We start from the raw sequence: 6,076 nt of genomic DNA, 5'->3' as shown, positions 1-6,076 counted from the left end.
GGGGGTTTCTTAAGGGGGTTAAGGGGGTATTATCGCAAAATACCCCCTATCCCCTTAAGAGAATGAGTTTTATCAAAAAATAGAATTCTAAAAATTTTAGTTGTCAGTGTTTGGTTAAATAAAGCCTTTATTGATTATAAGGGCGTTTCAAAAACCCTAAATAAAGCGCTAAAGAGCAACACGACCAAGCAATCCCTAATAAAAACCCTCCTAAAACATCGCTAGGGTAATGCACCCCCAAATAAACCCTATCATACGACATTAAAACAATCCAAAAAAGTAAAATGATAGCGCCGATAGTTTTGGTGCGATTGTTTGCGTTAGAATAGCATAACAACAACGCCAAAGAGCCGTAAAAAAGCGCTGAAGCTAAAGCATGCCCGCTAGGGAAACTAAAGCCATGCGCAAAAACCAATTCGCCATTGGTTACAGGCCGTGGGCGCGCCACTAAAAGCTTAAGGGATTTTAAGGTGAATTCACCCAATAAGATGCTAAAGAAAAACCACACCCCCAAAGCGATGCGTTTTTGAAACCCAAACCACAAGCCAATGAGTAAGGCTATAGGAGTGGTGAGCTTGCTTTGCGCAAACCAGGTGCTAAAAAACACGAAAGAAAGCCACGCACTCCCTTGAATGGGGGCAGGGTTGCGGATCAAATCTATAAAAAACAAATCCAATTGTTGCACCCACTCTTGGTGCAAAGCCACCCCACTTATCACAATGCCAAACAAAATAAAAAAGACCACCCCAATAATCCCAAGCGTTTTAGCCGCTTTTTTCTCTCTCACGCTGATCGTTCTGTCAAATACCATTCAAACCCCTTTTAAAAATGTCTTTTGAAAAATGGGATTATAGCTTATTTGATTAAAAAATAAGTTTTATGACAAAACGATAAAATAACCAAAATCCCATTTTTTAAAAAATAACAATAAGGCTTTGATTATTGATATTTGATGAGAATAAAGCTTTTTTGTTTGTCTAAAACCCTACTATAAAAACTGCGACACTCACAGGAATTGAAAGCAATTTTATATCAAATTTCAAGCTTGGTTCTACCCTAGAGCTTGCATTATGGATTCGTAATGAAAATGACCACCCTTCATTTAAAATTAACTCTAATGTATTGAGACTTTTAGGTTTGAAATCAAAATAAATCATTCTAGTAGGTAATTTGCTTAAAGGGATAATTCTTTTAGGTTTATTTTTCACGCTGCGATTAAGAGTGTTATTAAAATGGTATGCCTCTAATTTAGTTTTTTGTTCTCTTTCTAATAAAATCGCTTTGTAAAAATCGTATTTGCCTAGCAAATACTCCACCATTTTTTGTGGGACTTTATTTTTCTCATTTTCATCAATTCTTAAAACCTCTTTTTTAAAAGCTTGTAATAATGGGGCATAAATTTCTTGTTCTTTATTAGGGAAATCCCTCCATAGCATGCTTTCTTTTTTAGCGTTTTCCAGTCTTTCAAAGAGTGGTTTTATAGTGTCTTTGTAATGTTGAGACACTCCAACACCTAGCCATTTTTTTCCAAAATCCAAATCTTTAGAAAGCCTAGAATGCTTTACGGCATCATGGTTGTGTTTAATACTTAATCCTATGCAAAATCTATCAAAATAAATTAAAATATCCCGGACATCACCTATTTCACCAAGTTTGTCTTTTTGCAATGATAGTGTGATTTCGTTTTGCGAACTCCCTATGACTTCACTTAATAATGGCTCACAATCTAATAAAAGCAATACACCTTGTTTAGCGCTTTCTAAATAACGCTCTTGTAAGGATTTTTCTAAACTTTCATAAGCTCTATAACATGCATTAAAACCATTTTGTTTATCCACTATAACCTTTTTAAAAACGCTTAATTTTTGCTCTAAAGCTGAAAACCATGCGTATTCATACGCCCTACCTTGATTATTGCTCTTATCGCTCAATATAACACCTTATAAATACTTACAGCAATTTCTTTAGCTAAACTCACAGGCACAGCATTACCTATCATTTTATAAGCGTCGTTAAGATTTTCATAAACGAAATAAAAATCATCATCAAAACCTTGAATCCTCGCGCACTCTCGCACGCTCAAACGGCGGTATAAATGTTGGTAATTTTCTATAAATCTGCAATCATTTTTACCAAATTTAGCCATTTTAGGTGCTTGTGGGTGTAGTTGGCATTGCCTTCCTGATGCTTGTATCGTAAAGGCTTGTTCGTCCCAATTTTTTACACGATTCCTGCTCATAAAGATCGGCGAATAAGAACCAATAAAATATTCATGATTATTAATAGCCTTAGGGTTATGTTTGTTTTTGGCTAAAGCGCACACCACGCTATCTTTTAGATCCCAAATAACATCTTTTAAAGTGAGTTTTTTTAAATGCGTTGAACCTTTAGGAAAAGTGTAATTGATTTTTAAATCTTTCCTAAAACCAATATAAAAAACCCTAAGCCTTTCTTGCGCGACTCCATAATCTTTAGCATTCACTAAATGCGTATTGACTTCATAACCGCACTCTTTAAAAGCGTTAAGGATATTTTTTACACTCGTTTCGTGGCGTTGAGCGAGCATGCCCCTTACATTTTCAGCTAAAAAAAATTTAGGCTTAAGCTCTTTTAAAAGGCGCAAATATTCATAAAATAACTGCCCTCTAGCATCATCAATACCTTTTAAATTCCCAGCTTCTGACCAACTCTGGCATGGCGGACCGCCAATAATCCCATCAACAGAAAAGTTAATCTCACTGGTTTGCAAATTTTTAATGTCTTTTTCTAGTAGTTGTGTATTCTTATGGTTTAGTCTGTAAGTAGGTGTGATATTTTTATCATATTCATTGGCAACTACTATTTTAAACCCTGCTTTCTCAAAGCCTAAATCCAGCCCTCCAGCTCCAGCAAATAACGAAAGTAAATTCAAAAGTTATCCTTATCATTCTGTTAAATCTCAATATTTTATAATGAAAGAATCTTACAATAAAATCGGGTTATCCTAAAGAATGGGTTAGTATTATTTAAGGTTTTAGTTATCGGTATTTGATTAAAATAAAACCTTAAATTTTTAAAAACCGCCAATCAAAAAAACACAAAAAAGGGGCTTATATCATGGAAAACAAAAACACTCAAGCGAATGAATCTTCTTCATTAGAGCGCAACGAATTGCACAACACCATTTGGAAAGTGGCGAACGAATTGAGAGGCTCAGTGGATGGCTGGGATTTCAAGCAATACGTTTTAGGCATTCTTTTTTACCGCTACATTTCAGAAAACATGGCTAATCACCACAATGAATACGAGCGAAAGATTGATCCTAACTTTGATTACGCTTCATTAAGCGATGAAGAGGCTGAAATCGTAAGAGAATCAACCATTCAAGAAAAAGGCTTTTTCATCCCGCCAAGCGCTTTATTTTGTAATGTGTTAAAAAACGCGCCCCATAACGAAGATCTCAATGTAACCCTACAAAATATTTTCACCGAAATAGAAAAATCCAGCCTTGGCACTCCATCAGAAGAAAACGTCAAAGGCTTGTTTGCGGATTTAGACGTCAATAGCAACAAATTAGGGAGCTCTCATTCAAAAAGGGTGGAAAAATTGACTAAAATCCTCCAAGCCATAGGAGGCATGCAATTAGGCGATTACCAACAAAGCGGGATCGATGTTTTTGGCGACGCTTATGAATATTTAATGGCCATGTATGCGAGCAATGCCGGCAAAAGCGGAGGGGAATTTTTCACCCCCCAAGAAGTGAGCGAACTGCTCGCTAAAATCACCTTGCACAACCAAGAGAGCGTCAATAAAGTTTATGACCCATGCTGTGGGAGCGGAAGCTTACTCTTACAATTTTCTAAAGTGCTAGGCGATAAAAACATCTCAAAAGGGTATTTTGGGCAAGAAATTAATTTGACCACTTACAACCTCTGCCGTATCAACATGTTTTTGCATGACATCAATTATTCTAAATTCCACATAGCGCTAGGGGACACGCTTTTAGACCCAAAGCATGAAGACGATGAGCCTTTTGATGCGATCGTTTCCAACCCTCCCTATTCCACTAAATGGATAGGCGATAACAACCCCCTTTTAATGAACGATGAGCGTTTTAGCAAAGCCGGTGCGCTAGCGCCCAAAAACGCCGCCGATCTCGCCTTCACCATGCACATGCTTTCTTATTTATCCAATAGTGGTGCTGCTGCGATCGTGGAATTTCCCGGGGTGCTTTATAGAGGCGGTGCCGAAAAGAAAATCAGAGAGTATTTAGTGAAAGAAAATTTCATTGACTGCGTGATCGCTTTACCGGAAAACCTCTTTTTTGGAACGAATATCGCCACTTGCATTTTAGTGCTTAAGAAAAACAAAAAAGACGACACCACGCTTTTTATTGATGCGAGTAAGGAATTTGTCAAAGAGGGCAAGAAAAACAAGCTCAAAGCGCATAACCGAGAAAAGATTTTGCAAACTTATATTGAAAGGAAAGCCATCAAGCATTTTTGTGCTCTAGCTAATATTGAGAAAATCCAAGAAAACGATTACAACCTATCCGTGAACCGCTACGTGGAGCAAGAAGACACGAAAGAAATCATTGACATTAAGGCGCTTAATATTGAGATTGCTCAAATCGTAAAAAAACAGAGCGCTTTAAGAAACCGCCTTGATCTTATTATTAAAGAGCTAGAAGCTTAAGGGGGCCAAATGCATAAAATAGAGCGATTACTCCACACTCTAGCGCCTAAGGGGGTGGGGTTTAGGAAGTTGGGGGATATTGGGGAATATATAAGAGGCGTTACTTATAAAAAAAATCAAGAAATCAATAACCTAGAATGTGGAATTAAAGTATTGCGAGCAAATAACATAACGCTATCAAATCATTTAAATTTTGAAGACATTAAGGTTATCAATAAAAATGTAAAAATTAGAAAAGAGCAATACCTTAAAAAAAACGATATTTTGATTTGTGCTGGGAGTGGAAGTAGCGAACATATAGGAAAAGTGGCTTTTATTAATACGGATTTTGATTATGTTTTTGGTGGCTTTATGGGAGTGATTAGAATTCGTGAGGTAAATAGTCGCTTTGTGTATCATATTTTTACAAGTAATATTTTTAAACAATATTTAGAAAAATCTTTGAATACAACAACAATAAATAACTTGAATGCAAACATATTACAAAATTTTTTAATCCCCATCCCACCCCTAGAGATCCAGCAAGAGATCGTTACGATTTTGGACGCTTTCACAGAATTAAACACAGAATTAAACACAGAATTAAACGCGCGAAAAAAGCAATACCAGTATTACCAAAACATGCTTTTAGACTTTAACGACATTAACCAAAGCCATAAAGACGCCAAAGAAAGATTAGCGCAAAAACCCTACCCCAAACGCCTAAAAACCTTACTCCACACTCTAGCGCCTAAGGGGGTGGAGTTTAGGAAGTTGGGGGAGGTAATCAATATTCTTAAAGGAAAACAACTTAATAAAGAACTTCTTTTGGATTATGGAAAATATCCTGTTATGAATGGTGGAATTTATGCTTCTGGGTATTGGAATGAATATAATACAGATTATCCAAAGATTATTATAAGTCAGGGCGGTGCTTCTGCCGGTTATGTAAATTACATGACTTCAAAATTTTGGGCGGGCGCTCATTGTTATACGATTGAATTGAATTTAGAAAAACTCAATTATAAATTTCTATATTATTTTTTAAAAAATTCTCAAACCATTCTTATGAAATCTCAATTTGGTGCCGGTATCCCCGCACTCAATAAAGCAGATATTGAAGCTTTAACCATCCCCATCCCACCCCTAGAGATCCAACAAGAGATTGTTAAGATTTTGGATCAATTTTCACTTTTAACCACCGATTTATTAGCCGGTATCCCCGCTGAAATCAAAGCCCGAAAAAAACAATACGAATATTACCGAGAAAAACTACTGACCTTCAAACCCCTAACCCCACTAAATAACAAAGAGCTTGCGGTAGCAAGTGATATTTTCTAAAAAAGCGGTCTTTTAGGGGGATCTTAAGGGGGGTTGTAGGGGGAGAATTATTTCAAAATACCCCCCTATCCCCTTATAAAAT

Annotated in this window: 5 protein-coding genes; 2 read left to right on the top strand and 3 right to left on the bottom strand. The window is 36.5% G+C overall.

Features of this window, described 5'->3' with window-relative positions; genetic code table 11:
• Positions 1-127 precede the first annotated feature (127 nt).
• The 3 genes from EAL04_RS03050 to EAL04_RS03040 all read right to left on the bottom strand — a co-directional run bounded on the left by EAL04_RS03050 (position 128) and on the right by EAL04_RS03040 (position 2,911).
• The gene (locus EAL04_RS03050) at positions 128-811 is read right to left on the bottom strand and encodes a phosphatase PAP2 family protein (RefSeq protein ID WP_120973204.1); all 684 of its coding nucleotides are present in this window, start codon (positions 809-811) and stop codon (positions 128-130) included.
• A 166-nt stretch (positions 812-977) separates the two neighbouring features.
• On the bottom strand, positions 978-1,931 hold the full coding sequence (locus tag EAL04_RS03045) for a HaeIII family restriction endonuclease (RefSeq protein WP_120973202.1): 954 nt from the start codon (positions 1,929-1,931) through the stop codon (positions 978-980).
• Positions 1,928-2,911: a DNA cytosine methyltransferase gene (locus EAL04_RS03040; protein ID WP_120973199.1), complete on the bottom strand. Its 984-nt coding sequence runs from the start codon at positions 2,909-2,911 to the stop codon at positions 1,928-1,930. Before EAL04_RS03040 ends, EAL04_RS03045 begins: the two co-directional genes overlap by 4 nt.
• A 185-nt stretch (positions 2,912-3,096) precedes the next feature.
• Between EAL04_RS03040 and EAL04_RS03030 the strand changes: the two genes are divergently transcribed.
• Both EAL04_RS03030 and EAL04_RS03025 read left to right on the top strand, forming a co-directional pair.
• Positions 3,097-4,674 (top strand): type I restriction-modification system subunit M, encoded by a 1,578-nt coding sequence (locus EAL04_RS03030; protein WP_120973197.1) that lies wholly within the window; start codon positions 3,097-3,099, stop codon positions 4,672-4,674.
• Positions 4,675-4,683: 9 nt separating this feature from the next.
• Positions 4,684-5,994 carry a restriction endonuclease subunit S gene (locus EAL04_RS03025; protein ID WP_120973195.1) on the top strand — a complete coding sequence of 437 codons (1,311 nt, stop codon included), beginning with the start codon at positions 4,684-4,686 and terminating at the stop codon, positions 5,992-5,994.
• Positions 5,995-6,076: the final 82 nt, after the last annotated feature.

The sequence above is a fragment of the Helicobacter pylori genome, from assembly GCF_003638305.1.
Taxonomy (GTDB): Bacteria; Campylobacterota; Campylobacteria; order Campylobacterales; family Helicobacteraceae; genus Helicobacter; species Helicobacter pylori_DJ.
Note: the sequence above shows the minus strand (reverse complement) of the source record. Positions and strands in the feature narration are given on the sequence as shown.